The sequence below is a fragment of the Streptacidiphilus cavernicola genome, from assembly GCF_042510955.1.
Taxonomy (GTDB): domain Bacteria; phylum Actinomycetota; class Actinomycetes; order Streptomycetales; family Streptomycetaceae; genus Streptacidiphilus; species Streptacidiphilus cavernicola.
In genome coordinates this window covers 38756-65390 of sequence record NZ_JBHFAB010000008.1, presented here as the reverse complement: position 1 = coordinate 65390, position 26635 = coordinate 38756, and the positions used below count along the sequence as shown (strand labels likewise).

The following is a 26635-nucleotide window of genomic DNA, read 5'->3' as shown; positions in this document are numbered from 1 at the left end:
GCATGTCCGATCCGTTCGATGACCGCTCCGTGCCGCACCCGGTCCCGCCGGGCGCGTACCCCCTGTTGGAGGCGGCTCTCGCGCTGCTCAACCGCGATCTCGCGGCGACCCTGCCGGAGCAGCTGCCGCTGCGGCTGCTGCTCCAGTCCCCCTGGGCCGACGAGCCGGAGACCGTCTGTGTCGCCCTGGCCGACGGCGAGTGGCACGGCAACCCCCTGGACCCGGACCAGCTGCGGGATGCCGACGCCGCGCTGGCGGCGATCGCCGACGCGGCACAGGAGACCGTCACCGAGCGGCTCTGGCAGGCGTGGCCGGTCTGCACCGAGCACGCGCTCGGGATGCACCCGGGCGAGGCGGACGGGCGGCTGGTCTGGTGCTGCTCGGGTCAGCGGCTGCGCCGCGGCCCGGCCCATGTCCGGGCGGCCGTGGGCGAGTTGGACACGCTGATCCGCCCGCACCGCCCCAACCGCAAGCGGCGGCACCGGAGCTGACGGGGACGCCGTCCCGTGTTCCGCCAGAACGACGGCGAGCCGCCCGTGCGATCTGCTCGCACGGGCGGCTCGGGTGACGCGACTGCGACTGCGTCCGCAGGTCGGGTCAGCGCTCGACCTCGCCGCGGATGAACTTCTCCACGTTGTCGCGGGCCTCGTCGTCGAAGTACTGCACCGGCGGGGACTTCATCAGGTAGGAGGACGCCGACAGGATCGGGCCGCCGATGCCGCGGTCCTTGGCGATCTTCGCCGCGCGGACCGCGTCGATGATGACGCCGGCCGAGTTCGGGGAGTCCCACACCTCGAGCTTGTACTCCAGGTTCAGCGGCACGTCGCCGAAGGCACGGCCCTCGAGGCGGACGTAGGCCCACTTGCGGTCGTCCAGCCACGGCACGTAGTCCGACGGGCCGATGTGGACGTTGCGGGCGCCCAGGTCGCGGTCCACGATCTGCGAGGTGACCGACTGGGTCTTGGAGATCTTCTTGGACTCCAGGCGGTCGCGCTCCAGCATGTTCTTGAAGTCCATGTTGCCGCCGACGTTCAGCTGCAGGGTGCGCTCCAGCAGGACGCCGCGGTCCTCGAACAGCTTCGCCATCACGCGGTGCGTGATGGTCGCGCCGACCTGGGACTTGATGTCGTCGCCGACGATCGGGACACCGGCCTCGGTGAACTTGTCGGCCCACTCCTTGGTGCCGGCGATGAAGACCGGGAGGGCGTTGACGAAGGCGACCTTGGCGTCGATGGCGCACTGGGCGTAGAACTTCGCCGCGGCCTCGGAACCGACCGGGAGGTAGCAGACCAGGACGTCGATCTTGCGGTCCTTGAGGACCTGCACGACGTCGACGGCCTCCTCGGAGGACTCCTCGATGGTCTCGCGGTAGTACTTGCCGAGGCCGTCCAGGGTGTGGCCGCGCTGGACGGAGACACCGGTGGCCGGCACGTCGCAGATCTTGATGGTGTTGTTCTCGCTGGCGCCGATGGCGTCGGCCAGGTCGAGGCCGACCTTCTTGGCGTCCACGTCGAACGCGGCGTGGAACTCCACGTCGCGGACGTGGTAGTCACCGAACTGCACGTGCATGAGACCGGGCACGCGGCTGTTCGGATCGGCGTCCTTGTAGTACTCGACGCCCTGGACAAGCGAGGCGGCGCAGTTGCCCACACCTACGATGGCTACGCGAACCGAACTCATTCCGGTTGCTCCTCTGGTTGATCGTGTTGGAAACATGCATGCGATACGTGAGTGCGGTACGTCCATGTGCTGGCGGCGGTCCCCCGACCACCCGCGTCCGCGGTCCCGCGCTGGGTTCAGCGCTCCTGGGGGGAGCGCCCCGGGCGGTCGGGCGGCGTTGCGGCGTTGTCCGCGGGCCGGTCCGTGCCGTCCGAAATCTGTGGGGTCGAACCGGGGTAAGCGCCTGGCGGCCCGGTGTCGGGGCGGCCCTCCGGCCGGCCGGTGCGGTTGGCCCGCTCGGTCTCGATCAGCTCGTTGAGCCAGCGGACCTCGCGCTCCACCGACTCCAGGCCGTGCCGCTGGAGCTCCAGGGTGTAGCCGTCGAGGCGCTCCCTGGTGCGGGCCAGTGAGGTGCGCATCCGCTCCATCCGCTCCTCCAGCCGGCTGCGGCGGCCTTCCAGGACGCGCATCCGCACGGCCCGGTCGGTCTGCCCGAAGAAGGCGAAGTGCACCCCGAAGTGCTCGTCCTCCCAGGCGTCCGGGCCCGAGTCGGCGAGCAGTTCCTCGAAGCGCTGCTTGCCCTCACCGGTGAGCCGGTAGACGATCTTCGACCGCTTGCCGTTGAGCGCCGTGGCCGGGATGTACTCGGTGTCGGGGTTGTCCTCGATCAGGAAGCCCTGGGCGACCAGCCCCTTGAGGCAGGGGTAGAGCGTGCCGTAGGAGAAGGCCCGGAAGGAACCAAGCAGCACGTTCAGACGTTTGCGCAGTTCGTAGCCGTGCATCGGGGCGTCATGGAGCAACCCGAGGACGGCGAACTCAAGGATGCCGGAGCGTCTGCTCACCCGCGGTCTCCTCCGTTCGTCGGTGCCGTCGTGCCACTGCTATGCCGCCTCGATGTATCGAGTCGATACATCGAGACGATATGCCGCGCGTGCCGTGGAAGCAAGAGGCGCCCCCGTGAAGGGGCTCACAGGTGGGTCGGAGGCCAACCTTTTCGCAACCTTCTCCAGGGGTTATGACCGGATTGCCCATGAACACCCGATTAGGTCCCTAGAACTGCTGCGTACTCTGTCGGCTATGCAGAAAGCCGGGAACCGATGTGGCACCAGGGACGTCCTTGTCCCCGGTGCAGTGCGGCCTCACCGGCCGGTGCCCCGGGGGACTCGCACGCAGGGCCTTGACGGCCCCGGTGCGGATCGGAAGTGGACCACCGCCTTCAGGTCGAACGGCCTGTCCGAGGAGCAGCTGGAAGCATGAGCGAACATCGGCGCAAACAGCAGTCGACCCCGGGAAGCACTCCCCCCGGCGCGCGGAGAGGGCCGCAGCAGGCCCCGCCCGGACGCCAGGGCACCCCGCCGCCGCGCCGGACCGCCGCGCCGCAGGGTTCGCGGTCCCAGGGCTTCTCCTCGGAGCCGCGACCTGCCCCCTCCGAACCCCGGCCGACCCGCGCCGAGATGCGCAGGAGCGCCCAGGGCAAGGGCGGCGGCGGTCGCCGGGCGACCGGCAGCGGACCCGCGGGCCCGGCCGGTCCCAGGCCGAAGCGCTTCCTCGACTACCCGCGCTGGGGCAAGAACGGGGTCCGGCGCTGGATCCCCTCGTTCAAGCAGATCCTCAGCGGCGCGCTGATCATGTTCGCGGCCGTGGTGGGCTTCGTCGGCTACGCCTACGCGACGACCGCGGTGCCGAAGGTCAACCCGTCCTCGGAGCAGCAGAACAACGTCTTCTACTGGGCCGACGGCACGGTGATGACGAAGACCGGCTCGGTCAACCGCCAGATCGTGCATATCCAGGACGTCCCCAAGGTGGTCCAAGAGGACTTCATGGCGGCCGAGGACGAGTCCTTCGAGACCAACAGCGGCATCGACCCGATGAGCATCCTGCGCGCCGTGAAGAACATGGCGACCGGCGGTGACATCCAGTCAGGATCGACCATCACCCAGCAGTGGGTGAAGAACAGCGTGCTGGCGAACACCCAGCAGACCCTCAGCCGGAAGTTCAAGGAGATCATCATCTCCGCGAAGATCGGCCGGGGCTACTACTCCAAGCCGCAGGTGATGGAGGGGTACCTCAACAGCAACTACTACGGGCGCGGCGCCAACGGCATCGAGGCCGCGGCACAGGCCTACTACGGCGTGCACGCAAGTCAGCTGACGCTCGCCCAGGGCGCGTTCATCGCGGCGACGGTCAACCAGCCCAGCTACTACCAGGACATCAGCACCGACAAGGGTGTCCAGGCGGCGGCGCTGGCCCGGTGGAACTACGTGCTGAACCGGATGGTGGCCAACAACTGGATGACCGCCGCCGACCGGGCCAAGCTGACGCCAGACAAGTTCCCGATGCCGAAGCCCTGGATCCGCAACGCCACGCTGACCGGCCAGATCGGCTACCTGGTCGACACCGCCACCAACTACGTGGAGCAGCACAGCACGCCGAAGGTCACCGACAGCGACTTCGCCGCGGGCGGCTTCCAGGTCTACACGACGTTCAAGAAGAGCGACGTCACCGCGCTGGCCGCCGCGGTGGACAAGGTCACCAAGGAGCACATCGACCCGAAGAAGCGTCCGAACTACGACAGCTTCTTCCAGACCGGCGCGGCCTCCATCGACCCGGGTTCCGGCGCCATCGTCTCGCTCTACGGCGGTCCGGGGCAGGACAAGGGGCATGACATCAACAACGCCAACAGCGCCGGTGTCCCGGTCGGGTCGACCTTCAAGCCGGTCGACATGGCCACCGCGCTGGAGAAGGGCGCGATCCTCACCCCGGGGTCGGACGTGCGGTCGCCGATCACCCCGGACAGCAAGTTCAACGGCAACAACCTGATCACCATCAGGAACCAGGCCGGTCAGTTGCTGACCAACCCGAACGGCTCGCTGTTCCACCAGCGGAACGACAACAACAACATGCCGGGGTTCATCACCCTCAGGACCGCGATGAACAACTCGGTCAACACGCCCTATGTCCAGCTGGGTGAGGATGTCGGCTACGCCAACGTCAAGGCCATGGCGGTCAGTCTGGGCCTGGGGTTCGACCCCAACGCCCTCAGCGGCGACACCGCCGGCTTCTTCATCGGAACGTCCACGCCGAGCGCGATCCGGATGGCGAACGTCTACGCCACCCTCGACAACGGCGGCACCTTCCACGAGCCGTACTCGGTCACCAAGGTGGTCAGGACCGGGACGGACCTGACCTCGCCGGTGCTGGCCAAGCCCACGTCGACGCCGGTGATGTCCCCCTCGACCGCCAACACGATCAACAGCATGCTGCAGGACGTGGTGAAGTACGGCACCGCCACCGCCGCCCAGGCCATCGGCCGTCCCGCGGCCGGCAAGACCGGTACCACCGACGACTACAAGTCGGCCTGGTTCATCGGCTACACCCCGCAGCTCGCCACCGCGGTCGCGATGTTCCGTGAGGACCCCAAGCACCCGGGCATGATGAGCATGGTCGGCACCGGCACCGGCCAGAAGACCACCTTCTACGGTGGCGCGCTGCCCACCGAGGTGTGGACCGACTACATGTCCGATGCCCTGAAGGGCCAGTCGGTCATGAACTTCCCGCCCGCGCCCAGCCTGCCCAAGGGCGCGAACGAGTCCGGTGCGCCGACGCCCACGCCGACGCCGACGAACACCGTCACGGCCACCACGGCGCCGCCCACCACGGCGCCGCCGACGGCGACCTCCACCCCGAGCAACCCGTTCCCGACGTCGACGCAGAGCTGCCTGGGCGTGGGCGGAATATTCTGCCCGCCCGACCCCAGCAGCACGGCGACCGACACGAGCGGCGCCTCACCGACACCCTCACGGTCCAAGAAGGGACAAGGGAGCAGCAGCGGCGGAACCGGCTTCCTGGGCTGAAGCCCGCCGGTCCCGGCCCGATCCGGCCGGGACCGGCCGGTACGGCGGCCCCGGCCCGCCGCCTGCCTTCGGGCAGGCCGCGGGACGGGGCCTTCGCCGTCCCGCTGTCCCGCCGCCCGAGCCTGTTCCGGGCCCGGTCTCGGCCCCCGAAGCGAACCGAACCCGGCCCCGACCCGGACCGAACCCGCCGGGTGCCGGGCCGGCACCCAGGGTCGTGCGGCAGGATGTCCGGCATGACGTCGAGCGAGCATGACGAGGCCGCGGACACCCCGGCCCACCCGGGGGCCGGTCAGGCCGCCGCACCGGAGGGCGGAACGACCGTGTCGACCCTTTCCCCGCCCCCCGAGGACACCGTCGTGGTCCCCGCCGACGAGGACCCGGTCGCCGCCGCGGGCAGCGAGGTCCTCGGCGGGGCCCCCGGCCGCCGAGCGCTGCTCGGCGTCAGCTGGTGGACCGCGGCGCGGGTGCTCGCGGTGTGCACGATCGTCGTCTTCGCGCTCGGCATGGTGCAGAAGGTCCCCTGCTACAACAGCGGCTGGTTCTTCGGCACCACCGCGCAGTACGACCACGCCTGCTACAGCGACATCCCGCACATGTTCTCGCTGCGCGGCTTCTCCACCGGCACGATCCCCTACCTGGACCGGATCCCCGGCGCGACCGACATCCACATGCAGTACCTGGAGTACCCGGTGCTGGCCGGGCTGTTCATGTGGTTCGCGGCCTGGCTCACCCCGTCCGGCGGCAGCGACATGCACCGCGAGCAGGTCTACTGGCTGCTCAACTCCGGGATGCTGATGATCTGCGCGGTGGTCGCGGTGGTCGCGGTGATGCGCACCCACCGCCGCCGTCCCTGGGACGCGCTGCTGTTCGCGCTGGCGCCGGTGCTCGCGCTGGACGGGACCGTCAACTGGGACCTGCTGGCGGTCGCGGTCACCTCGCTCGCGCTGGCCTGCTGGGCCAACCGCCGGGTGGTCTGGGCCGGGGCCCTGCTCGGGCTGGCCGCCTCGGCGAAGTTCTACCCGCTGCTGCTGCTCCTGCCGCTGCTGGCGCTGTGCTGGCGGGCGGGCAGGCTGCGCGAGTTCGGGCAGGCGATGGCGGCCGCGGCGGGCGCCTGGCTGGTGCTGAACCTGCCGTTCATGCTGCTCCACTTCAGCGGCTGGGCCACCTTCTGGACCTACAACGTGAACCGCGGCGTGGACTACGGCTCGTTCTGGCTGATCCTGTCCCAGAACGGGGTGGTCAGCTGGTCGACCACGACCGTGAACATCGTCATCCTGCTGCTGATGGCGCTGTGCGCGCTGGGCGTCTCCTGGCTGGCGCTCGGCGCCCAGCGCAGGCCGCGGCTGGCGCAGTTGGCCTTCCTGATCGTCGCCGCCTTCGTGCTGACCGGCAAGGTCTACTCGCCGCAGTACGTGCTGTGGCTGGTGCCGCTGGCCGCGCTGGCGCGTCCGCGCTGGCGCGACTTCCTGGTCTGGCAGGCCTGCGAGGTGCTGTACTTCCTGGCGATCTGGTTCAACTTCGCCTACTCCACCAGCCCGCACCAGAAGGGCCTGCCGCCGGACTGGTACCACGCGGCGATCGTGGTCCACATCCTCGGCGTGCTCTACCTGTGTGTCATGGTCATCCGGGACGTGCTGATGCCGGAGTTCGACGTGGTCCGCTGGGACGGCAGTGACGACCCGTCAGGAGGGGTCCTGGACAGGCAAGATGACGCTTTCAGCGTTGCCGACGAGGGCCATTGGGGGCCCAAGTACGCTGATTCCAGCGCTGGTTGAGCCTGTGGATAAAACACCGTCGTCCTGTGGACAAGGAGTTGTCCACAGGCCGACGGGCGTTCGGTTCAGCTGGGCCCGACCCGGTCCGGATCAGTCGCGGTCGGCGATCCGGTCGAACAGGGTGGTGGTGTGCCGCAGCGTCGCCTTCAGCTCCTCGCCCGGCTGCGGCGGGGCGATCTCGCCGGGCAGCCACAGCAGCGAGACCTGCATGTGCGGCGGCTCGGCGAAGGCGAGCTTGGCCCCGTTCCAGCTGAACGGTGACGGGGTGCGGTTCAGCGTGGCCAGCCCGGCCCTGGCCAGGTTCTTGGCGCGGGGGGTGAGGCCGGTGAGGTTCTTCGGGGCTTCCAGGCCCACCCCGTGCGCGGTGCCGCCCGCGACCACCAGCAGGTGTCCGTCCACTCCGGCCCGGTGCTGCCGGTAGCCGTAGCGGTCGCCCTTGGCCAGCGGGTGGACGTCCATGACCGTGCCCCGGCTCTCCAGCGCGCCGTGGTCGCCCAGCCACAGCTGGGTGCCGATCCTGGCCCTGAAGTGCACGTCCGGGTAGCGCCTGGACAGCTCGGCGACCTCCGGCGGGCGCAGGTGGCTGACGAACATCCGGCGCACCGGCAGCCCGGCCGCGCGCAGCCGGTCCACCCAGGCGACGGTCTCGCCCAGCGGGTCGACCCCCTCCGGGCGGTCCATCGGCAGGTGCACCGCGAAGCCCTCGACCCGGACGTCGTCGATCGCGGCCCGCAGCTTGCCCAGCTCGTCGGGGGTGACCCCGTGCCGGCGCATGCTGGTCATGCACTCGATGATGACCCGGCCGCCGACCAGGCCGCGGACGCCCTCGATCGAGCCGACCGTGCGGATCACCCGCTGCGGCAGCGGCACCGTGTCCTCGCGGATCCGGTACGGGGTGAGCACGATCAGGTCCTTGCCGAAGTAGTCCTTCAGCTCGGCCGCCTCGTAGGAGGTGCCGACCGCGAGTACGTCGGCGCCGAGCCGGACCGCCTCCTCGGCCAGCCGGAGGTTGCGGAAGCCGTAGCCGTTGCCCTTCGCCACCGGGACCAGGCCGGGGAAGGCGTCCACGACGGAGCGCTGGTGGGCACGCCAGCGCGGGGTGTCCACGTACAGGGTGAGCGCCATGGGGGGTGGTGTGCCTTCCGTGCTCGGATGGGAGGAGGACTGGTGTTCTAGCGGCGATTCATGTACATGTCGAGAGCCTTGTGCAGCAGCTTGTTCAGCGGGAAGTCCCACTCGCCGAGGTACTCGGCCGCCTGGCCGCCGGTGCCCACCTTGAACCGGATCAGGCCGAACAGGTGGTCGTCCTCGTCCAGGGTGTCGCTGATGCCGCGCAGGTCGTAGACGGTCGCGCCGAGCGCGTAGGCGTCGCGCAGCATCCGCCACTGGATGGCGTTGTTGGGCTGCACCTCGCGCTTGTGCACGGTGGACGCGCCGTAGGAGTACCAGACGTGGCCGCCGACCGTGATCATGGTGGTGCCGGCCAGCGCGTCGCCCTCGTGGTACGCCAGGTACAGGCGCATCCGATTGGGGTCCTCGCTGGTCAGGGCCTTCCACTGGCGCTGGAAGTAGGACAGCGGGCGGGGGATGAAGTGGTCCCGCTCGGCGGTCTCCAGGTAGAGCTGGTGGAACACCGGCAGGTCGTCGTAGCCGCCCTGGACGATCTCCACGCCGGCCTTCTCGGCCTTCTTGATGTTCCGCCGCCACAGCTGGTTGAAGCCCTTGAGGATGTCCTCGGGCGAGCGGTTGGCCAGCGGCACCTGGTAGACGTAGCGCGGCTGGACGTCGCCGAAGCCGGCCCCGGCGTCCTCGCCCTGCTGCCAGCCGAGCCGGCGCAGCCGGTCGGCGGTGTCGATGGCGCGCGGCTCGTACCAGTCGGCCTCGACGTCGCGGAGCCGCTTGGCCTCCTTGCCGGCGATGGCGCTCTTGATCGTCTCGGCCTGCCAGCGGCGGATTATCACCGGCGGGCCCATCTTGACGGTGAACGCGCCCTGCCCCTTGAGGTGGTCCAGCATCGGCTGCAGCCAGCGCTCCAGGTTCGGGTCGAACCAGTCGATCACCGGGCCCTCGGGCAGGTAGGCCAGGTAGCGCTTCACCTTGGGGATCTGCCGGTACAGCACCAGGCCCGCGCCGACCACCGTCCCCCGGTCGTCGAACCAGCCGATGCTCTCCGAGCGCCACTCGGCCTTGACGTCGCCCCAGGAGGGGACCTGCATATGGCTCGCGGAGGGCAGGGTCCGGATGAAGGCCAGGTGCTCCTCCCGGCTGATGGTCCTCAGGCGCAGGCTCATGGTGGGGGTGCTCCTCGGGCTTCAGTTCGCGTCAGACGGGAACTCTACTGCCCAGGTGGAGCACCCCCATAGGGACGCCACTAGCGGGATGTCGCCGCAGTCCCGGCCACAGGCCCGGCCGCAGCCCCGGCACAGGACAGGCGGGGCGTCACCACAGGCCGCCGTGGGCGAGTCCGATGCCCAGGCCGACCGCGGCCACCACCCCGGCGCAGACCAGGACGAAGCGCTCGGCGGTGGTCACCGAGAGGTACTGGCCGACGGCCCCGGTGACGATCCCGGCGAGGCCGGTCCAGGACGCCACCATGTGCAGTCCGCGGAACGCGCAGGTGGAGATGGCGACCAGGGCCAGGACCATGGTGACCGCGGCCAGGGTGTCCTGCAGCGGGTGCGTCTTCACCCCGTCGGTGTGGCGGCTGAGCCCGGGGCCGTAGGGGGACATCGGGGCGAGCGAGGGCAGCGGGGAGGGAAGCTGTCCCTGGGGTTGTGAGGAACCGAACGAGTGAGCCATCAGACCCGCCTCCTTGGGGAGGAATCGTCGGGGCCGCAGGCCGGGGTCGGCCGTACGGCCTCGGGCGGGCGCACCCTAGCGTGACCCCTACCCGATGTGTACAGATTGCGTCGGTAGGGGGGTGGATGACAAGAGCCCGTTCGGGTGCCTGTAGGCTGGACCGTCTGCACCGGTGTGGCGCGGCTGTTTGTCAGTGCCGCCCGCTACCGTTGCGACGCGTTCAAAACCCTCCTGCCACGGAAAGACCGTGGCCGCTGAGTCCAGAGGAGGTGGGTTCCACATGCGTCATTACGAGGTCATGGTGATCCTCGACCCTGAGGTCGAGGAGCGCGCTGTCTCCCCCCTGATCGAGAACTTCCTCAATGTCGTCCGCACCGGCGGCGGCAACGTGGAGAAGGTCGACACCTGGGGCCGTCGTCGCCTGTCGTACGAGATCAACAAGAAGTCCGAGGGCATCTACTCGGTGATCGACCTCAAGGCCGAGCCTGCGGTCGTCAAGGAGCTCGACCGGCAGCTCAACCTGAGCGAGCAGGTCCTCCGCACCAAGGTGCTCCGCCCGGACACCCACTGAGGCTCCTCCAAGTGCCCCGCGTCCAGTGAGGCACTGCACCGCCCGGCCGTCCGTACGGTCGACGCGGTGAGCACTGCTCTTTGAACGGAACCGCTCCCACCGAGAGGTCGAACACCACCATGGCAGGCGACACCGTCATCACCCTTGTCGGCAACCTTGTCGACGACCCCGAGCTGCGTTTCACGCCTTCGGGTGCGGCCGTCGCGAAGTTCCGCATCGCGTCCACTCCTCGTACGTTCGACCGGCAGACCAACGAGTGGAAGGACGGCGAGAGCCTCTTCCTCACGTGCAACGTCTGGCGGCAGCCGGCGGAGAACTGCGCTGAGACGCTGCAGCGCGGTATGCGCGTCATCGTCCAGGGCCGTCTGCGCCAGCGCACGTACGACACCAAAGAGGGCGAGAAGCGGACCGTCTACGAGGTCGAGGTCGACGAGGTCGGCCCGTCGCTGCTCCGCGCCACCGCGAAGGTCACCAAGGCCCAGCGGACCGGCGGTCAGGGCGGCACGGGTGGCGGCTTCGGCGGCAACTCCGGTGGCGGCGGCGGGTTCGGCGGTGGCGGCCAGCAGGGCGGGAACGGCGGCGGCTGGGGTTCGCAGAACTCCGGCGGCGGCCAGTCCGGCCCGTCCGACGACCCCTGGGCGACCAGTGCCCCGGCGGGCGGCGGACAGCAGGGCAACTCCGGTGGCGGCAACGGCGGCGGCTGGGGTTCCCCGGCCGGCGGCGGTGGCGGCTTCTCGGACGAGCCTCCGTTCTAGTCCCTCCCGGACGACAGCAGTGTGCTGGGCCCGGTCCCCTCGGGGTACGGCCCGCTCAGACTTGATCCCGTGCGACCCGGTCGTGTGAACAACGGCCGGATCGTGAACACCAGTTAGTGGAGTACATGATGGCGAAGCCGCCTGTACGCAAGCCTAAGAAGAAGGTTTGCGTCTTCTGCAAGGACAAGATCTCCTACGTCGACTACAAGGACACGAACCTGCTTCGCAAGTTCATCTCCGACCGTGGGAAGATCCGCGCCCGCCGGGTCACCGGCAACTGCACCCAGCACCAGCGCGACGTGGCCACGGCTGTGAAGAACAGCCGCGAGGTCGCTCTGCTGCCCTACACCTCGACCGCTCGCTGAATAGGAGGGTGACCGAACAATGAAGATCATCCTCACGAACGAGGTCTCGGGCCTCGGGACCGCCGGCGACATCGTCGAGGTCAAGGACGGTTACGCCCGCAACTACCTGGTTCCGCGTGGCTTCGCCATCCGCTGGACCAAGGGCGGGCAGAAGGACGTGGACGCGATCCGTCGCGCCCGCAAGATCCACGAGATCCAGACCCTTGAGCAGGCCAACGAGGTCAAGGGCAAGCTGGAGGGTCTGAACGTCAAGCTCGCCGTGCGCGCGGGCGACGCGGGCCGTCTCTTCGGCTCCGTCACCCCGAGCGACGTCGTCGCGGCCATCAAGGCCGTCGACGGTCCGCTCGTGGACAAGCGCCGGGTCGAGATCGGTTCGCCGATCAAGACCACGGGTGCGCACACCGTCACCGTCAAGCTGCTGTCCGACGTGGTCGCCAAGATCAACGTCGACGTCGTCGCTGCCTGACCTGACGTTTCGCTGTAGTCGGAAGGCCGGTCCCTCACGGGGGGACCGGCCTTCCGGCGTCTCCGCCGGGGGGGCCGTTCGGGCCCGTACCGCGTCCGCCGGAGGTTCGTTCAGGCCCGTACCGCGTCCGCCGGGGGGCCGTTCAGGCCCGTACCGCGCCGGTGACCAGCCAGGCCCCGGTGCGGGCGCGCAGGGTGAGGAACAGCAGCCGGACCACCATGCACAGGGTAATCGCCCACCACAGCGCGTCCAGGCCGCCGCCGCCGACGGTCAGCGCCACCGGCGCGTACACGGCCAGCGTCGCGACCATCGCCCAGGCCAGGTACGGGCCGTCGCCCGCGCCCATCAGCACCCCGTCCAGCACGAAGACCACGCCGCAGACCGGCTGGCCCAGCGCGGCGATCAGCAGCACCGAGCCCAACTGCCCGCGCACCGCCGGGTCCGCGGTGAACAGCGGCAGGTAGAGCGGGCGGGCCAGCAGCAGCAGGCCGCCGAGGACGACGCCGGAGCCGATCCCCCACTCGACCATCCGCCGGGTCGCGGCCCGCGCGCCCGGGATGTCGTCCGCGCCCAGGTAGCGGCCGATGATGGCCTGCCCGGCGATGGCGATGGCGTCCAGGGCGAAGGCCAGGAAGCTCCACAGCGCCATCGCGACCTGCTGCGCGGCCAGGTCGGTGTTGCCGAGGCCGGCCGTGACGCCGGTCGCGATCAGCAGCACCGCGCGCAGGCTGAGCGTGCGCACCAGCAGCGGCGCACCCGCGGTGGCGCAGGCCCGGATGCCCGCCGGGTCCGGGCGCAGCCGGGCGCCGGTCCTCCGCGCGCCGCGGAGCACGACGGTCGCGTACGCGGCGGCCATGCCCCACTGCGCCAGCACCGTGCCCAGCGCGGACCCGGCGATGCCCAGGCCCGCGCCGAACACCAGCACCAGGTTGAGCAGCAGGTTGCCGCCGAATCCGGCGACGGCGACGACCAGCGGGGTGCGGGTGTCCTGCAGCCCGCGCAGGACGCCGGTCGCGGCGAGGACGGTCAGCATCGCCGGGATGCCCAGGGCGCTGATCCGCAGGTAGTCGACGGCGTAGGCGGTGGCGCTGGGGGAGGCGCCGAACAGCCGGACCAGCTGCGGGGCCAGCGCGAGCGCCCCGGCGACCACCGGCACGGACAGCAGCAGCGCCAGCCAGATCCCGTCGATGCCCTGCTGCACGGCGGCCCGGCGGTCGCCGGAGCCGACCCGTCGGGCCACCGCGGCGGTAGTGGCGTAGGCGAGGAAGACGAACACGTTGACCAGGGTGGCGAGCAGCGCGGCGGCGACGCCGAGACCGGCCAGCTGGGCGGTGCCCAGGTGGCCGACGATGGCGGAGTCGGCCATCAGGAACAGCGGCTCGGCGATGAGGGCGCCGAAGGCGGGGAGGGCGAGGGCGAGGATCTCCCGGTCGTGGCGGGTCCGTGGCCGGGTCTTGGTCCGAGACCGGGTTCGCGCGCGGGTGCCGGTGCGGTCGGGGCGGTCGCCGGGGCGGGGTTCCGGGTCGTGGCTGGGGCGGGGTCCGGGGTCGGGTCGGGGCCCTGCCGGGCTGGTGGGGGAGGTCGATCGCATGAGTCCTACCGTAGTCATCCACAGGTAATGACTGCCTGCTGGGTTGAGCTATTACACCATGGTGCCCCCGCCGGATGGGTGGACGGTTTGGGTGGTGATCTTCACGCCACGTGTGAAATTTTTCTCGTGCACAGGTGGCGGATTGAATCGCCGCAGTTCAGAGCGTTGACGCCATAAGGATCTTCGGGTTATCCACAGACTGTCCCCCGACCCGTACACAGCTTGGGGTCAGTTCTCCACAGCCGAAGGACCTTCATCCACATGGCCTGTGGATAACCATCTTGGCCGATGGGCTGCTCCCCCCTTAGCGTGGGCGTTCTGTCGACGCGCCGCACCCGCGCGCTGGCGTCCCCGTGTCAGTGGGGTGCCGTATAGAAGAGGGTGGCGCGCCAGTCCGCTCCGGACTCCTGCGCAAGGATGTACCGCAGGGTTCGGCGCAACGGGAGGCACGGCGTGGAGGGCATCGACCAGGGGAGCCGAAAGGCCTCCTTCCGAGGGGGATCCTGCTGATGAGCGACGTCCCGTACGACGAGCACGAGGTCCCCCCGCCGGACGACGAGTGGCCCCCGCCGCCGAGCGAGGGGCCGGGCGACCGGCTGCCCTTCAACCGGGGGAAGGGGCAGGACGGCGGGGGTCGCGGCGGTAGCGGGGGCGGTCGGAGCGGGGGGTCCGGCGGTTCGGGCGGCTCCGGCTCCGGTTCGGGTGGCTCGGGCGGCGGGTCCGGTTCGGGCTCCGGCTTCGGCGGCAACCAGGCGGACCGTTCCTCCTACGCCGGTGCGGGCCGGGGCGGCGCCTCCGGCGGCGACCCCTCGTACGAGCGGGTCCCCCCGCAGGACCTCGCGGCGGAGCAGTCGGTCCTCGGCGGCATGCTGCTGTCCAAGGACGCCATCGCCGACGTGGTCGAGGTGCTCAAGCCCGCCGACTACTACCGTCCGGCGCACGAGCTGATCCACAGCGCCATCCTGGACCTCTACGCGCGCGGTGAACCGGCCGACCCGATCACGGTCGCCAGCGAGCTGGTCAAGCGCGGCGAGATCACCCGGGTCGGCGGCCCGTCCTACCTGCACACCCTGGTCAACTCCGTGCCCACGGCGGCCAACGCCGAGTACTACGCGGAGATCGTGCACGAGCGCGCGGTGCTGCGCCGGCTGGTCGAGGCCGGGACCAGGATCGCCCAGATGGGATACGCCGCCGAGGGAGACGTCGACGAGATCGTCAACGCCGCGCAGGCCGAGATCTACGCCGTCACCGAGCAGCGCACCAACGAGGACTACGCCCCGCTGGGCGACATCATGGAGGGTGCCCTCGACGAGATCGAGTCCATCGGCTCGCGCAGCGGGCAGATGTCCGGAGTCCCCACCGGCTTCGCCGACCTCGACTCGCTCACCAACGGCCTCCATCCGGGCCAGATGATCGTCGTCGCGGCCCGGCCCGCGATGGGCAAGTGCGTGGCCGCCACGACGACCCTGACGGAGGCGGGCACCGGGGAACGGATCACCGTGGCCGACTTCGTCCGCCGGGGCCGGGCCGGTGAGCACCTGGAGGTGCACACGCTGGACGACGCCTGGAGGCTCCGGGCGGTACGACCCTCGGACTTCCTGCACAACGGGCGCCGGGCGGTGCTGACCCTGGCCACCCAGTTGGGCAGAAGCATCACCGCGACCGGGAACCACCCGTTCCGTACCCTGCGCGGCTGGGTCCCGCTGGAGGAGCTGAAGGCCGGCGACCGCATCGCCGTCGCGCGGAGCCTGCCCTGCGTGCCCTCGGCGGAACTGCCCAGTCCCCTGGTCGCCCTGACCGGGTACCTGCTCGGCGGCGGCGGCGGCCTCCGCGGCGACGGCCTGCTCGGTGACGGCGGGGTGCTCGGTGACGGCGGCGTGCTCGGCGGCGGCCTCCGCGGGCGGGCCCCGCAGCTGACCGCCTGCAACGAGGCGGTGCGGGCCGACGTGACGCGCTGGGCGGAGGAGGCGCTGCCGCGGGTCCACCCGGGCGTCGACCGCGCCTGCGGTGACCCGCTCACCGAACGTCTGCGGGAGTGGGGGCTGCTGGGGACGGACAGTCGCACCGCGTTCGTCCCCGAGGTCTTCTTCCGGCTCCCCGAGCATCAGATCGCCCTCTTCCTGTCCCGCCTCTACGCGACGGACGGCTGGGCCTCGGTCTCCGAGTCGGGCGACCAGCCGCAGATCGGCTACCGCTCGGTCAGCGAGCGCCTGGCGAAGGACGTTGCCCATCTGCTGCTGCGGTTGGGCATCGTGGCCAAGGTGGTCCGTCGTCGCACCGACGCCTATCGGGGGTCGCGGCGTCCCGCCTTCCAGGTGCTGGTCGACGACCTCGACCAGATCCGCACCTTCGCGGCGCGGGTCGGCATCTTCTCCCAGGAGTGCGAGGTCGAGGCAGTCCTGGCGGCCTGCGGCGAACGGGTCGACCTGCCCGACCTCGACCGGCCCGAACTCGGCCCCGACCTGGTCCCCGCAGAGGTCTGGGACCTGATCAAGGCCGAGAAGGGCGACCGCAGCTGGGCCGAGATCAATGCGCGGGCCGGGCGTCCGCACACCCACGACTGGCACGTCGGCCGCCAGGTCGGCCGGCATCGGCTGCTGGAGCTGGCGAAGGCCCTGGAGTCCCCCGCCCTGCTGGACATCGCGACCTCGGACGTCCAGTGGGACCGGGTCGAGTCCGTCGTCCCCGACGGGGAGGCCGAGGTCTACGACCTGACCGTGGACGGTACGCACAACTTCGTCGCCAACGACATCGTCGTGCACAACTCCACGCTCGCCCTGGACTTCGCCCGGTCCTGCTCGGTGAAGCACAAGATCCCGAGCGTCTTCTTCTCGCTGGAGATGGGGCGCAACGAGATCGCCATGCGCCTGCTCTCGGCGGAGGCGCGGGTCGCGCTGCACCACATGCGGTCGGGGAACATGACCGACGAGGACTGGACCCGACTGGCCCGGCGGATGCCGGAGTTGAACGACTCGCCGCTCTACATCGACGACTCCCCCAACCTGTCGATGATGGAGATCCGGGCCAAGTGCCGCCGGCTGAAGCAGCGCAACGACCTGCGCCTGGTCGTCATCGACTACCTCCAGCTGATGACCGGCGGCGGTGCGCGGCGGCCGGAGAGCCGGCAGCAGGAGGTCTCGGAGATGTCCCGAAACCTGAAGCTGCTCGCCAAGGAGCTCGAACTCCCGGTCATCGCACTGTCCCAGCTGAACCGCGGTCCCGAACAGCGCACGGACAAACGGCCGATGGTTTCCGACCTGCGTGAGTCGGGCTCGATCGAGCAGGACGCCGACATGGTCATCCTGCTGCACCGCGAGGACGCCTACGAGAAGGAGTCCCCCCGCGCGGGCGAGGCCGACCTCATCGTCGCCAAGCACCGCAACGGCCCCACCGCAACCATCACCGTCGCCTTCCAGGGCCACTACTCCCGCTTCGTGGACATGGCCCAGAGCTGAGCGTCACTCGTGTAGGTTCTCAAATCCCGTGCCATTTTCTCAGTCGCAATGTCATCTGACTGGCCGATCTGACACGGAATTGAGAATCGCAGGCCACTGCCATCACTCGCTCAGGTTGACGTGTGGGTCGGTGAGTTGCGGCGGAGCCGCGACCGGCTCGCCAAGCAGGGGGAGGTCGCCGAGCAGGCGGGAGAGAACGCGATCAGTGGATTGCTGCCTTTCTACGCTGGTGCCCACGTTCACTCGTTGGGGGACTCCGTTGCCAGTGGGATACCGCATCGTAGGCAGCCGTTCGCGTGGTCGTCCTGGCAGACGTAGCCGATGGCACCTTCCACGCACCATTCGGCGGCCTCCTCGGACAGCAGGTCGGGTCCGGTAAGGAGCAGTCGACGAAATTCCGTGGTGTCCGCAATGTCGGCCGGGCGGCTGGTGAACCACTCGTCGAACCAAGGCTCGTCCCGGTGCATGCGCCAGTGCACATTCTCCCGGTCGTCGACAGCCGTAAGGAACCGATCGACGATACGCCCCCAACTCGGAGCTCCGAACCAGCCGTTTTCGGACGCGCAGAAGTATTCGATCAGGGTTCGCAGGCCGAACTCCTTCTCGTGAAGGCAGTACCTTCGCCCCCATGAGATCGCGACCTGTGCCATCTCCGCGAGTTCTTCTCGCGGATCAACCTCGTGCGCCGGGTCGTCAGCGTTGTGGCAGGCCAGCCCGAGCTCGAGCACGGACTGCCCGGTCGGTAGAACCCGAGACGGGTTGACGATCGCGAGACCGACAGCGATCCAGTCGACATGGTCGAACGACAGCATCGAGCGCACGAGTCGGGTGGTTGCCACGTTGATCCGCATCATCGTGCCGTCGTGGAGCGGACTCATACCGGCATGCCAGTTCTCGACGGGTGTGTTGCGCCACACGGCGAGCGTGATGCGGGTGGCAGCCAGCCACAGCAGGGCATCGTCGTCAAGGTGCCCGAACCGCTTGGCACACTCCTGGGCCCCGTAGGGGATCAACTCTCCCGGTTTCGGCCACCTATGGCTGTCAGGCCCTTCAGGCGCGTACTCGTAGTCGCCGGCGTACTCGTCGAGGTTCTCGCTCAACTCGGCTGCGCTGTAAGCCTCGCTGTACTCGGAGCCGTCTGGCCCCTCGACGGTGTACATGTCGTGGGCCCACGAGACATACACGTCGCCCCAGAGCACGACGTCGTCGCACTCGATGGCGTTATCCGTCACAACCGGCCTGATGGTGATCGGCGCAGTACGCCCGTCGGTTCGCTCGCCGTCCTTCTTCGCCGCCCATGCGGTGATGACCCCGAGCGGCTTCGGAAGGAGAGGGCCGACTTTGGTGATGCTGAACGGCTCGTCGTCGTCATCGGTGTCGAACCGGCTGTTGACGAACGCGACCGCCTCGGAGGGAGTGCTGACGATGGACTGGGTACCACTCTCGTTGTCGACCACTCGCCACAACGCGCTGTTCTTCACGATGCTCTCCGATCGCGGTGAGTACACCCGGGGCGGGTGCGATGCGCCGGGTCGCTCGGCACTGAATCCAATTATGGGCTGATCAACCCGTCCGTAGTCCCGCAGGCGCTTGTCGGCGACGACGCTCGGGACGTTCATGTGCAACCTGCTTTTCGCGACCGCGGCGAAACAGCTGAGATCAGGGCCTGTCCGCAAGTTGGCTCTTCCAAGATTTTCGTAGCCGGTGATCGTTGCGGCGTCTTCCGGACGGTGGACGGCGGGAAGTGACAGGGTGGCTGCGTGTGTTGTCCGGATTGAGGACCTGCTGCCGCAGTTGGCCGCGGTGCGGGTGGACGCGGTCGTGGTGGAGGACGGGCTGCTGAGGATTACAGCCCGGACCAGGGATGATGCGGGTGCGGTATGTCCGGGCTGCGGCCGGGTCTCGGGCTGGGTGCACTCGCGGTATGTGCGGCATGTCGCGGACCAGGCGGTGGGCGGGTGTCCGGTGGTGGTCGACCTGTCGGTGCGACGCATGTACTGCGAGGAGCCGTCATGCCCGCGGCGGACGTTCGCCGAGCAGGTACCGGGACTGACGGAGCGTTATCAGCGGCGCACGCCCGCCCTTCGGCGGGTGGTGGAGGCGGTCGCGGTGGCGCTGGCCGGCTCGGCGGGAGCCCGGTTGCTGGCCGTGTTGGGCTGCGTGCTCTCCTGGGCCACGGTGCTCGACTGCCTGCTGCGCATCCCGCTGCCGAAGCCGCAGGTCCCGCGCGTGGTGGGGATCGACGAGTTCGCTCTGCGCAAGGGGCACCGCTATGCCACGGTCGTGGTCGACGCCGCCACCGGCAGGCGGGTGGACGTCCTGCCGGACCGGGCCACCGCCACCGTTGTAGCCTGGCTGCGCGAACACCCCCAGGTCCAGGTGGTCTGCCGTGACGGGGCCGGCGGCTTCGCCCGCGCGATCACCGACGCGGACCCGGGAATCGTGCAGGTCGCGGACCGCTGGCACCTGTGGCACAACCTCTGCGAGGCAGTCCTCAAAGAGGTCGCGGTCCACAGCTCGTGTTGGTCCAAGCTCGGCCCGCCGCTGCGCGAGGGCAAGCGCGCCGCCACCACCCGCGAACGCTGGCACCAGGTCCACGATCTGCTCGACCAGGGCGTCGGGCTGCTCGAATGCGCCCGCCGCCTGCACCTGCGCCTGAACACGGTCAACCGCTACGCGCGCCACACCGAACCCGAACGCATGGTCCGCGCACCCGCCTTCCGCCCCACCCTGGTCGACCCCTACCGCGACCACCTCCGTCGGCGCCGCGCCGAGGACCCGGCAGTGACGATGCCCCAACTCCTCGCCGAGATCCGCGAGCAGGGCTACCCCGGCAGCGCCAACCTCCTCATGCGCTACATCACCGAAGGCTGCGTCGAAGCCGACCACGCCACCCTATCCCCACGCCGCGCCGCCCGCCTCCTGCTCACCTGCCCCGACCACCTGCACGAAGACCAGCTCGTCCTGCGCGACCAGCTCACCTCGGCCTGCCCACAGATGACCGCACCGGCCACCGTCGTCCAAGACTTCGCCGTCCTTCTCACACCGGCACCCGGCAACGGCCATCTGCTCGAAAACTGGATCCGTCGCGGGCTGCAGGACGGCCTGCCCGTCCTCCGCTCGTTCGCCCGCGGCCTGCAGCGCGACCAGGCCGCAGTCGAAGCAGCCGTCACCCTGCCCTGGCACAACGGCCGCACCGAAGGCGTCAACCACAAGACCAAACTCATCAAACGCCAGACCTACGGCCGAGCCGGCTTCACCCTCCTCCGCCACCGCATCCTGCTCAACTGATCACCGGCTACGAAAATCTTGGAAGAGCCAAGGGATCCACAGACCCCTTTTTCAGGACTTCGATGCTCCTCTGCTGTTCGAGGTTCTGCCGGCGCAGGCGCCGAAGCTCCTCGCGCTCGGTGCTGGTCAACTCGCCTGGTCCGCCCTCGCCTCGGTCGGTCTGGTCCTGCTTGACCCAGGCCCGCAGGCCCTCCGGGCTCACGCCCAGGTCCCGGGCCACCTCGGTGACCGTCTTACTCGAGGAGCGCGCCAACGCCACGGCGTCCCGCTTGAACTCCCTCGAGTACCGCTTGCCCTGCTTGTTGCTCACCTGGCTCTACTTCCTCTGGAACCTCACGTCTCAGTCTCCAGGTGCCCAGGTCCACGGGGAAGCTTCAGAGAGGTCGAACGCGACTGGTTGATCGAGCAGTACGTCAACCAGCGTCGGACTCTGCCCGATCTCGCCCGCGAGCGAGGCATGAGCACCGCGAACATGGCCCGTTGGGCCAAGTTCCACGGCATCCCGCTGCGATCCCGTGGGGGAGCCAGCCACAACCAGACTCTTCGCGCTGCTGACGAAGTCCACCGGGCGCCGCGCATCCTCCGCCCGGCACTCCTCGGTCAAGGTGCCCGTGAACGCCTGAACCGATTCGCAACCGCTTCCGCCTACCCCAGCATCGGCGCGGCGGCGGCCGACCTCGGACACAACACATTCGCCCTCGTCGCACAGATCAACCGGATCGAACGAGAACTCGGCGAACCGCTGCTAGTCAGAGCCGAACGCGGCCGACCCATGGCGCTGACCCCCTTCGGGAGAAGAGTGCTCCGAGCCATTCGCACCCTTCAGGATGGTGCAGCGTCACGAAGAACGCCGCAGACCGCACTGGCCGCCTGAGGGGCCAGGTTCGATAGATTGGCAGTCGACACGAGAGAAGAGTTCGCATGGACTCCCGCATACCCCGCCTGCGGCGCAAGCTGGCCCAGATTCCCTTTGCCCAGCAGCGAAGCCACTCGTTCGGTGAGGAGAAGCACCAGTTCCGGCTCGCTCCGCCCCTGTCTGCAGTCCAGGTGACGCGCTTCGAGGCCGAGGCCCAGATCGAGCTGCCCGACGCCTATCGCGTGTTCCTCACCGAACTCGGCGGCAGCGGGGCTTCACCCTTCTACGGACTGTTGCCGCTGGACAGGTGCGAGCTGTTCACCATGAACCCGCAAGGGGAGCACGGCAACCTGCGGGGCTTCACAGCAACCGACCGAAGGAGGGCAGGGGGTGACCTCTTCCTGAACATCATCGAAGCCGGCTGCAGCGACCTCGTACTCCTCGGCATCACCGGACCGCTCACCGGGCGAATCCTCACCGGGAACAGTGATGGTTTCTGGGGACCCGACGTCTCCTCGGCCAGCGACTTCCTGGCCTGGTACGAACGGTGGCTCGACCACATGGCAGGCGGACGCGACAACCGGTCGATGGAGCTCACATCCCCTGCTGTACGGCAGCAACTGGCGGACCGCCTGGCCGCGCAACGCTCTGCCGCCAGAAGCGACTGACCGCCATGACTACATGGATCCGCTGCCACTGGGACGAAGAAGACGTCTGGTTCTACTTCGAAGTCGACGCTGAAGGCTGGGTTGCCCGGCAGGTCGAACTCCAGGGGCCAACTCGGACACCGATTGCGGCCGCCTCCCTCGCCGAATGGGAACAGACCTACGGCGAGGGCGACCTTGACGCATACGACAGCAGGTTCGGGATCACAGCCGAGCGGCCCATCTCAGAATGGGAAGGCCACAACCCCGAGCAACTCACCTCTGAGGAGTTCGAGGAAGTCTGGGGCCCAGCCCGTCGGCAGATCGCATCCCGGCCGCGCTGACCTCTCGGCCTCGCGGAGGCTCCTTGGCATCATCTCGACATGACCCCGACCCTTCCCCGCACCGTCCGAGCCGTCGACACCGCTCAGCTCCTGGACCTGGCGCAGGAGGCCGCCATGTACGGCTTCAGCCAGCGGCTCCCGGTTGACTGGCTCCAGGGGCACCTTGCCGCAGAGGCGACGCACTACTTGTTCCCGGTGCTCGTGCAGCGGTTGGGGCACCGTCCCGAGGTGCCGCTGCAGTGGAGGTGCCAGCAGTTGCTGACCGTCAGGACCGGCGAACAGATCTGGGGTCTGCTCGATGTCCTTCCGGTCTTGGTGAGCACACGGGACGTTCGTGGGCGGGCGAGCACGGACCGCGAGTGGGCATCTGTGCCGATCGAGGCCCTGACGGCTGCCTCCCCCTATCGGACGTTTCGCTGGTACCTGGGGCAGAAGCACTACTCCGGGCTGTACTGGTCGGCGACGATGGTGACCACGTCGTGTACGAGTCGCGGCTGGAGCTTGCCCGGCTGCTGCTGGCCGACTTCGACACCCGCGTAATGGGCATCATCTCGCAGCCCTTCCTGCTGACGACGCCCATCGAGCTATCGGCCACCGGACTTCCCGGAAGCACTCACGGCCTGGTTCACCGAGAACAAAGCGGTTCTCCGCGCCTGTGGGATCACTGCCGAGCTTCAGCACTCCCCGGAGGACGGTAGATCCAAGAGCAGTGCGTGGCTCACCGTCGAAGCCGGGACTCGGATCGTCCAGGTCACCGTCTGGCGCAGCGGTGAGGCCGAACTCGACTACGTGGACCTCGGGAGCGGTGACCACCGTCCCGAACACCGAGACCTCCGAACCGATCAGGAGCTCCGAGTTCTGCTTGAGTCCGCAGTCGACTGGATCATCCCCAGCCGGAGGGTGGCCCGCGACCGGGGCCTGTAATCCGCTTTTGCCGGGACCGGTCACCGCTGCGGTCACATCGCGGGCGTCGGGGCAGGGGTGGTGGGGCGGGTGGTGAGGGGGATTTCGCAGGTGGTGGAGAAGCCCTGGGACTCGACGCCGAGGGCGGTGTTGCTTCTGGTGGAGAAGTTGGCGAAGGCGATGAACGCGGTGAGTTCGACCAGCGCGGCCGGGCCGAGTCGGGCGAGGAGGCGGGCGGAGAGTTCGTCGGTGACGGTCGGCGGGGTGTTGGTCATCGCCTCGGCGTACTCCAGGACGTCGCGTTCCTCCGGGGTGAAGGCCTCGGACTCGCGCCAGCGCGGCACCTGGCTCGCCTTGGCCAGGTCCAGGTTCTGGTTCTGGGCCTGGAAGTAGCCGATGTCGAGGCACCAGCTGCAGCCGACCTGGGACGCGACGGCCATGTGCGCGAACGACTTGAGGCTCTCGTCGGCCGCGTCCCACTCGGCGGTCCTGCTGCCGAGTTCCAGGGCGGCTCGGGCGACCTTGGGGTTGTGCCAGGTCGCTTCGAGGGGTTCGGGTACCGCGCCGAGCTGCTTGACCATGCTTTCGCTGAGCTCGGGGGCGAGTTCGGCCTTCGGGACGCGTAGGGCCGTCATGGTGTCCTCCTGGGTGTGGTCCGTTGGTCCGTGTGGTCCGTGACGCTGTCTGCGTCGTCCACAGGGAGACACCGGTGGGGTGGTGGATGTGACACAACCGGATGGACGGACGTAGGCGTAAGGACGGCCGGGCGTGCGGTCAGCCGGTCAGGGTCTGGGTGCCCAGGACGGTGAGCAGGGCGAGGCGTTCGGCGTCCTCGGTGCCGGGTTCGGCGGTGTAGAGCATGACCCGCAGGTCGCCGCCCATCACCGCCAGCACGTCGCAGTCCAGGGTCAGCGGGCCGACCTGCGGGTGGTCGACGGTCTTGCGGGCGGCCTCGTGCCGGCCGACCGCGCCGGTCTCCCACAGCTCGGCGAACCGGTCGCTGTTCGCCCGCAGTTCCGCGATCAGCGACCGCAGCCGCTGGTCGGCCGGGTACTGGGCGGCTGCCGCGCGCAGGTCGGCGACCTCCGCGGCGTCCAGCTCCTGCCGTGACCGCGGGGTGTGCCGGACCCGGCCGCCGGGGCCGAGGAAGTTGCGCCAGACCGCGTTGCGCTGCAGACCGCGCCAGCCGGACGGGTCGCCCATCAGGGCCGCGTACGGCGGGTTGGCCAGCAGCAGCGTCCAGGTGGCGTCGTAGACCGCGACGGGGGTCCCGGTCAGCCGGTCCAGCATCCGGTGCACACCCGGGGTGATGTACCCGGGCACCGTCTCCGGGCCCGGCGGGACCAGCTCGGCCAGCCGGAACAGGTGCGCCCGCTCGGCCCCGGACAGCCGCAGGGCCCTGGCCAGGGCCTCGACCACCTGCGCCGAGGGGTTGGTCGCGCGGCCCTGTTCCAGCCGGGTGATGTAGTCGACGGAGATCCCGGCCAGCAGGGCGACCTCCTCGCGGCGCAGCCCGGCCGCGCGCCGGTGCCCGCCGGCGGGCAGCCCCGCCGCCTCGGGCGGGACCCGGTCCCGCCAACGGCGCACCGCCTGCCCGAACTCCGCTGTCGCCGCCATGTCCCCCAGTGTGCCCGGTCGGCGGCGGGGCAGCCTGGTACCGCCGGTCCCAGGAAGGCGGGACGTCTGGCTCGCCGCCGCGCCGGGCCGGATCCTGGTGGCATGACAACGACACTGATCACCGGGGCCAACAAGGGCCTCGGCTTCGAGACCGCGCGGCGGCTCCTGGCCGAGGGCCACACCGTCTACCTGGGCAGCCGCGACCCCGAGCTGGGCCGCCGGGCCGCCGAGCGGCTGGGCGCGGGCGCGCGGGCGATCCAGCTCGACGTCACCGACGACGCGTCGGTGGCCGCCGCGGTGAGGGCGGTCCAGGCGGACGGCGGCGCGAGCGGCGGGCTGGACGTGCTGGTCAACAACGCCGGTATCGGCGGCCAGGCGGCGGACGGCCGCACCGTCGGCGCGGCGGAGCTGACGGTCGACGCCCTGCGGCCGGTGTTCGAGACGAACGTCTTCGGCACGGTACGGGTCACCCACGCGTTCCTGCCGCTGCTGCTGCGGTCCGCCGCCCCGGTGGTGGTCAACGTCAGCAGCGGTCTGGCCTCGCTGACCCTGGTCAGCACGCCGGGCTCGCCGGGGTACGGCTACCCGGGGGTCGGCTATCCGGCGTCCAAGACCGCGGTCAACATGATCACCGTGCAGTACGCGAAGGCGTTCCCCGGCATCCGGATCAACGCGGTCGAGCCCGGCTACACCGCGACCGACCTGAACGGTCACACCGGTACCCAGACCGTTGAGCAGGGCGCCGAGATCATCGTGCGGATGGCCCTGGTCGGCCCGGACGGCCCGACCGGCGGCTACTTCGGCCAGGAGGGGCCGTACCCCTGGTAGTCCGACGGCCGTTCACAGCAGGACCGCAAGCAAGCAAGAAGGAGCAGTCATGGGCAGCAGGCTCGCACTCGTCACCGGGGCGTCCTCCGGGATCGGCAGGGCGTTCGCGCGGCGGCTGGGCGCCGACGGCTACGACCTGGTGGTCGTGGGGCGGCGGCGGGAGCGGCTGGAGGAGCTCGCCGCGTCGCTCCCGGACGTCGAGGTCACGCCGCTGGTCGCGGACCTGGGCACGGACGGGGGTGTGGACGAGGTCGCCGAGGTGTGCGCGGCACGGCCGTTGACGATGCTGGTGAACAACGCTGGGGTGGCGCACTACATGCCGTTCGTGGAGCTGCCCGCGGACAAGGCGCGGGAGCTGGTCCACGTCAAGGTCGTCGCCCCGACCATGCTGGCCCGTGCCGCGGTGCCGGGGATGGTGGCCAGGGGCGCGGGCGCGGTGGTGAACGTGGCCGGGATGATCGCGTTCAGCGGACCGGCCCCGCAGCCGCAGTTGCCCCGACGGGCGGTCTACGCCGGGACGTTGGCGCACCTGGTGGCGATGTCGCAGGCGTTGCAGGTGGAGCTGGCGGGCACGGGGGTGCGGGTGCAGGTGCTGTGCCCGGGGGTGGTGGCCACCGAGTTCCACCAGCGGCAGGGGCTCGACCTGAGCGCGGTGCCGCGGATGTCGGCGGAGGACGTGGTCACGGCGGGGCTGCGCGGGCTGGAGCTGGGCGAGGTGGTGTGCGCCCCCGGGGTGGAGCAGGACGGGCTGCTGGAGGAGGTGTCCCGGGCCGACCTGGCGGCGTTCGGGGCGCAGAGCCCCGAGCTGGCGAAGCGGTACCGGGTCGGGTGACGGGCCCGCCGGGCCGGGTGACGGGCCGCC

Annotated in this window: 24 protein-coding genes and 2 pseudogenes; 16 read left to right on the top strand and 10 right to left on the bottom strand. The window is 69.8% G+C overall.

Annotated elements, in window-relative coordinates; translation table 11 throughout:
* The first annotated feature begins 2 nt into the window (after positions 1–2).
* Entirely contained in the window at positions 3–491 is a 489-nt protein-coding gene (locus ACEZDE_RS13060; protein WP_380535815.1) for a hypothetical protein, read from the top strand.
* Between the two features lie 106 nt (positions 492–597).
* On the opposite strand, the gene ACEZDE_RS13055 is transcribed toward ACEZDE_RS13060, so the two are convergent.
* Positions 598–1680 carry an inositol-3-phosphate synthase gene (locus ACEZDE_RS13055; RefSeq protein ID WP_380535813.1) on the bottom strand — a complete coding sequence of 361 codons (1083 nt, stop codon included), beginning with the start codon at positions 1678–1680 and terminating at the stop codon, positions 598–600.
* A gap of 116 nt (positions 1681–1796) precedes the next feature.
* Complete coding sequence (locus ACEZDE_RS13050) at positions 1797–2501, bottom strand: PadR family transcriptional regulator (protein ID WP_380535811.1); 705 nt, start codon at positions 2499–2501, stop codon at positions 1797–1799.
* Positions 2502–2912: 411 nt separating this feature from the next.
* Between ACEZDE_RS13050 and ACEZDE_RS13045 the strand changes: the two genes are divergently transcribed.
* Both ACEZDE_RS13045 and ACEZDE_RS13040 read left to right on the top strand, forming a co-directional pair.
* Positions 2913–5513 (top strand): transglycosylase domain-containing protein, encoded by a 2601-nt coding sequence (locus ACEZDE_RS13045; RefSeq protein ID WP_380535810.1) that lies wholly within the window; start codon positions 2913–2915, stop codon positions 5511–5513.
* Positions 5514–5746: 233 nt separating this feature from the next.
* Positions 5747–7288 carry a glycosyltransferase family 87 protein gene (locus tag ACEZDE_RS13040; protein ID WP_380535808.1) on the top strand — a complete coding sequence of 514 codons (1542 nt, stop codon included), beginning with the start codon at positions 5747–5749 and terminating at the stop codon, positions 7286–7288.
* 90 nt (positions 7289–7378) lie between these two features.
* On the opposite strand, the gene ACEZDE_RS13035 is transcribed toward ACEZDE_RS13040, so the two are convergent.
* The 3 genes from ACEZDE_RS13035 to ACEZDE_RS13025 all read right to left on the bottom strand — a co-directional run bounded on the left by ACEZDE_RS13035 (position 7379) and on the right by ACEZDE_RS13025 (position 10087).
* Complete coding sequence (locus ACEZDE_RS13035) at positions 7379–8413, bottom strand: alanine racemase (protein ID WP_380535806.1); 1035 nt, start codon at positions 8411–8413, stop codon at positions 7379–7381.
* 47 nt (positions 8414–8460) lie between these two features.
* Positions 8461–9579 carry a lipid II:glycine glycyltransferase FemX gene (locus ACEZDE_RS13030; protein WP_380535804.1) on the bottom strand — a complete coding sequence of 373 codons (1119 nt, stop codon included), beginning with the start codon at positions 9577–9579 and terminating at the stop codon, positions 8461–8463.
* 148 nt (positions 9580–9727) lie between these two features.
* Positions 9728–10087 (bottom strand): hypothetical protein, encoded by a 360-nt coding sequence (locus ACEZDE_RS13025; protein WP_380535803.1) that lies wholly within the window; start codon positions 10085–10087, stop codon positions 9728–9730.
* 280 nt (positions 10088–10367) lie between these two features.
* On the opposite strand from ACEZDE_RS13025, the gene rpsF reads away from it, so the two are divergent.
* From rpsF to rplI, 4 genes are all read left to right on the top strand, one after another.
* Entirely contained in the window at positions 10368–10658 is a 291-nt protein-coding gene (rpsF, locus tag ACEZDE_RS13020; protein WP_123498332.1) for a 30S ribosomal protein S6, read from the top strand.
* Between the two features lie 119 nt (positions 10659–10777).
* Complete coding sequence (locus ACEZDE_RS13015) at positions 10778–11413, top strand: single-stranded DNA-binding protein (RefSeq protein WP_380535801.1); 636 nt, start codon at positions 10778–10780, stop codon at positions 11411–11413.
* A gap of 128 nt (positions 11414–11541) precedes the next feature.
* Positions 11542–11778, top strand: coding sequence for a 30S ribosomal protein S18 (gene rpsR, locus ACEZDE_RS13010; protein ID WP_034089348.1), 237 nt, complete (start codon positions 11542–11544; stop codon positions 11776–11778).
* 19 nt (positions 11779–11797) lie between these two features.
* Positions 11798–12244 (top strand): 50S ribosomal protein L9, encoded by a 447-nt coding sequence (gene rplI, locus ACEZDE_RS13005; protein ID WP_380535799.1) that lies wholly within the window; start codon positions 11798–11800, stop codon positions 12242–12244.
* A gap of 142 nt (positions 12245–12386) precedes the next feature.
* Here rplI and ACEZDE_RS13000 read toward each other — a convergent pair whose 3' ends face one another.
* Complete coding sequence (locus ACEZDE_RS13000; protein WP_380535797.1) at positions 12387–13835, bottom strand: MATE family efflux transporter; 1449 nt, start codon at positions 13833–13835, stop codon at positions 12387–12389.
* A gap of 509 nt (positions 13836–14344) precedes the next feature.
* Here ACEZDE_RS13000 and dnaB point away from each other — a divergent pair.
* Entirely contained in the window at positions 14345–17290 is a 2946-nt protein-coding gene (dnaB, locus tag ACEZDE_RS12995; protein WP_380535795.1) for a replicative DNA helicase, read from the top strand.
* Positions 17291–17529: 239 nt separating this feature from the next.
* Here the strand turns inward: dnaB and ACEZDE_RS12990 are convergent, their stop codons facing one another.
* Positions 17530–18747: a hypothetical protein gene (locus ACEZDE_RS12990; protein ID WP_380536122.1), complete on the bottom strand. Its 1218-nt coding sequence runs from the start codon at positions 18745–18747 to the stop codon at positions 17530–17532.
* Positions 18748–19042: 295 nt separating this feature from the next.
* On the opposite strand from ACEZDE_RS12990, the gene ACEZDE_RS12985 reads away from it, so the two are divergent.
* The gene (locus ACEZDE_RS12985) at positions 19043–20581 is read left to right on the top strand and encodes an ISL3 family transposase (protein WP_449341707.1); all 1539 of its coding nucleotides are present in this window, start codon (positions 19043–19045) and stop codon (positions 20579–20581) included.
* Positions 20582–20588: 7 nt separating this feature from the next.
* Here ACEZDE_RS12985 and ACEZDE_RS12980 read toward each other — a convergent pair whose 3' ends face one another.
* On the bottom strand, positions 20589–20891 hold the full coding sequence (locus tag ACEZDE_RS12980; RefSeq protein WP_380535793.1) for a transposase: 303 nt from the start codon (positions 20889–20891) through the stop codon (positions 20589–20591).
* Between the two features lie 87 nt (positions 20892–20978).
* On the opposite strand from ACEZDE_RS12980, the gene ACEZDE_RS12975 reads away from it, so the two are divergent.
* From ACEZDE_RS12975 to ACEZDE_RS33755, 5 genes and pseudogenes are all read left to right on the top strand, one after another.
* Positions 20979–21455 carry a LysR family transcriptional regulator gene (locus ACEZDE_RS12975; protein WP_380535791.1) on the top strand — a complete coding sequence of 159 codons (477 nt, stop codon included), beginning with the start codon at positions 20979–20981 and terminating at the stop codon, positions 21453–21455.
* A 47-nt stretch (positions 21456–21502) separates the two neighbouring features.
* Positions 21503–22105 (top strand): SMI1/KNR4 family protein, encoded by a 603-nt coding sequence (locus ACEZDE_RS12970; RefSeq protein WP_380535789.1) that lies wholly within the window; start codon positions 21503–21505, stop codon positions 22103–22105.
* 5 nt (positions 22106–22110) lie between these two features.
* Entirely contained in the window at positions 22111–22425 is a 315-nt protein-coding gene (locus ACEZDE_RS12965; RefSeq protein ID WP_380535787.1) for a hypothetical protein, read from the top strand.
* A 39-nt stretch (positions 22426–22464) separates the two neighbouring features.
* Positions 22465–22734 (top strand): annotated as a pseudogene (locus ACEZDE_RS12960) (hypothetical protein); the annotation flags it as partial.
* A 318-nt stretch (positions 22735–23052) separates the two neighbouring features.
* Positions 23053–23349, top strand: a pseudogene (locus ACEZDE_RS33755) (hypothetical protein); the annotation flags it as partial.
* A gap of 32 nt (positions 23350–23381) precedes the next feature.
* Here ACEZDE_RS33755 and ACEZDE_RS12955 read toward each other — a convergent pair.
* Both ACEZDE_RS12955 and ACEZDE_RS12950 read right to left on the bottom strand, forming a co-directional pair.
* Entirely contained in the window at positions 23382–23963 is a 582-nt protein-coding gene (locus tag ACEZDE_RS12955) for a carboxymuconolactone decarboxylase family protein (RefSeq protein WP_380535785.1), read from the bottom strand.
* 139 nt (positions 23964–24102) lie between these two features.
* The gene (locus ACEZDE_RS12950; RefSeq protein WP_380535783.1) at positions 24103–24945 is read right to left on the bottom strand and encodes a helix-turn-helix transcriptional regulator; all 843 of its coding nucleotides are present in this window, start codon (positions 24943–24945) and stop codon (positions 24103–24105) included.
* Positions 24946–25047: 102 nt separating this feature from the next.
* Between ACEZDE_RS12950 and ACEZDE_RS12945 the strand changes: the two genes are divergently transcribed.
* Both ACEZDE_RS12945 and ACEZDE_RS12940 read left to right on the top strand, forming a co-directional pair.
* Positions 25048–25773, top strand: a complete 726-nt coding sequence (locus tag ACEZDE_RS12945) for an SDR family oxidoreductase (RefSeq protein WP_380535781.1) — start codon at positions 25048–25050, stop codon at positions 25771–25773.
* Positions 25774–25822: 49 nt separating this feature from the next.
* Positions 25823–26605: an SDR family NAD(P)-dependent oxidoreductase gene (locus ACEZDE_RS12940; RefSeq protein WP_380535779.1), complete on the top strand. Its 783-nt coding sequence runs from the start codon at positions 25823–25825 to the stop codon at positions 26603–26605.
* The last annotated feature ends 30 nt before the right edge of the window (positions 26606–26635 follow it).